Origin of the sequence: Loktanella sp. DJP18 (genome assembly GCF_049310965.1) — a bacterium.
In the GTDB taxonomy this organism is placed as follows: domain Bacteria; phylum Pseudomonadota; class Alphaproteobacteria; order Rhodobacterales; family Rhodobacteraceae; genus Loktanella.
On the sequence record NZ_JBMERN010000312.1, the window covers coordinates 1 to 1,505 of the forward strand.

A 1,505-nucleotide genomic window follows, 5' to 3' on the forward strand; every position below is an offset into this window, starting at 1 on the left:
GCTCCAATCCTGCTTGATCGACAGGGAAGTGTGACACTTCTACTTTGCAGATGTGGGACATTCTAACTTTGCGCTTACAGTTAAAAGACGCATAATCAGTATTATGTAAAATATAGTTGTCCCATTTGCAGCCCCATTTCTGACCTTTCCGCAATCGACGAATGGTATAGGTAACCGGCAACGCATCTTTCCGGGACGACGGCATGGCACATGGCAAGCGCACCTTCGGCATCATTGGCCTCGGCATCTTCGGCAGTACGGTCGCAAATGAACTCACGCGGTTCGGCAACCACATCATCGGCGTAGACATGGATGCCCAAGCGGTCACGAACATGGCGGACCGGATCTCACAGGCGATGATCGTCGACGCCCGCGACGACATGGCGCTGCGCGAGGCTGGCGTCGCCGACTGTGATGTGGCGCTGGTCGCCATGGGCGACGATCTGGAGGCGTCCATCCTGGCCGTCATGAACCTCAAGCTGATCGGCGTGCCGGTCGTCTGGGCCAAGGCACGGACCAAGACACACCACCGCATCCTGTTGAAACTGGGCGTCGACCGCGTCATCCATCCGGAGCTCGAGGTCGGTCAGCATATCGCCCAGGTCCTGAACAACCCGCTGGTGCGCGATTACGTCAGCCTCGGCAATGGTTATCACGTGGTGAACTTCCGCATCCCGAAAAGCCTCGAGGGACGCCGACTTTCGGACTTGCCACATACGCAGGATTTCGACCTGCGGTGTGTCGGCGTGATGCGCGGCACGGAATTCGTGGGCCAGGACGGCACGGCCTGCACGCTGCAGGGCGACGATCTGCTGCTGCTGCTGGGGCAGCGCAAAGACCTGCACGCCTTCGCCGAAAGCCTCTGACCGATGCACCTCGGACGATCCCGCGGACGCATGGGACTGCAGAGTTTTCGGCTTCCACCCCCGGCGACGCTTGCCGTGCTTTATCTCGGGTCGATCCTGATTGGCGGCATCCTGTTGTGGATGCCGGTGTCGGTGGAACACCAGATCCCGTTGTTCACGGCGCTGTTCATCTCGACCTCGGCGGTCACGGTGACGGGTCTGGCGACGGTCGATGTCGGCAGCACCTTCACCCTGTTCGGTGAAGGCGTCATCATGGTGCTGATCCAACTGGGCGGACTTGGCCTGATGACCTTTGCCGTGCTGGTGCTGTCCGCGCTTGGCATTCCAGTCGGCATGCCTCAGCGTCTGATCCTGCGCGAGGACCTGAACCAGACGGCGCTGAACAACCTGACGGTTCTGGTGCGTATCGTCTTTCTGGTGTCGCTGATGTGCGAAATCGTGGGTCTTGTCGCATTGTCATTTGTCTGGGTGCCGGAATTCGGCTGGTCGAAGGGCCTGTGGCACGCGGCGTTCCATTCGGTGTCGGCGTTCAACAATGCAGGGTTCTCTCTTTTTCCGACCAGCCTGATGGCCTATGTCGGCAATCCAATCATCAATGTCGTGATCCCTGCCCTGTTCATCCTTGGCGGTCTGGGCTTC

The 1,505-nt window shown here is 59.4% G+C and carries 2 protein-coding genes; both read left to right on the forward strand.

Features of this window, described 5'->3' with window-relative positions; genetic code table 11:
- The first annotated feature begins 203 nt into the window (after positions 1 to 203).
- Positions 204 to 866, forward strand: a complete 663-nt coding sequence (locus tag ACOI1H_RS25525; protein ID WP_422441123.1) for a potassium channel family protein — start codon at positions 204 to 206, stop codon at positions 864 to 866.
- Between the two features lie 30 nt (positions 867 to 896).
- Positions 897 to 1,505 (forward strand): potassium transporter TrkG (locus ACOI1H_RS25530; protein WP_422441124.1); only part of this gene is annotated, 609 nt, incomplete at its 3' end.